This window comes from Clostridium sp. DFI.1.208 (assembly GCF_024463855.1).
Classification (GTDB): domain Bacteria; phylum Bacillota_I; class Bacilli_A; order Erysipelotrichales; family Erysipelotrichaceae; genus Clostridium_AQ.
In genome coordinates, this window is record NZ_JANGCA010000179.1 from 1 (window position 1) to 622 (window position 622).

The 622-nt window shown below is 29.1% G+C and carries 1 protein-coding gene; it reads left to right on the top strand.

Annotated elements, in window-relative coordinates:
- Positions 1-263 precede the first annotated feature (263 nt).
- The gene (locus tag NE665_RS23930) at positions 264-461 is read left to right on the top strand and encodes a helix-turn-helix transcriptional regulator (RefSeq protein ID WP_256302708.1); all 198 of its coding nucleotides are present in this window, start codon (positions 264-266) and stop codon (positions 459-461) included.
- Positions 462-622 lie beyond the last annotated feature (161 nt).

Below are 622 nucleotides of genomic sequence, written 5' to 3' on the forward strand. Positions count from 1 at the left end.
GTCATCAAAAAATTCAATATATCCTTCAAAATATACAAAAAAAGACAATTTCATTTCGAAAATTGCCTATATACAATAAAAAGCCTATGTCCTTACGAAAAGGTATAGGCTTTTGTCAACAATCTGATATCTAATTACTATAGAATTAGATATATACTTCGCTCTAGATTTTTCAAATATTCTTTATAATTAATTGTTTCGGCAATGTTCAATATTTTATCTCCACTTATAATTTATATAGGTAGAAAAGAGATGATTGCATAATTAGTTATGAGCCATTATGGAATACACTTAAAGAAAAGAAGATATCCAAATACGAACTAATAAACAAACATCACGTTAGCACTGGTACGTTAGATGCATTTAGAAAAGGCAATAGTGTAACTTTGAATACTCTACACGATATTAGCAAATTACTTGATTGCAACATCCAAGATATCGTTACTTTTACAAAAGATTAAAACATGACAAAATAGTAAATGACTTCAAATTGCAAGGGAGTATCCCAAAGATTGTGTAAACCTCTAAACTGATGTAAGATAAAATTACTCGGTTTGGAGGTTTTTAAAATGGTAAGAAAAAAGGATACGCCACGAAAAGCAATAATGCGAGAGTTCATGCA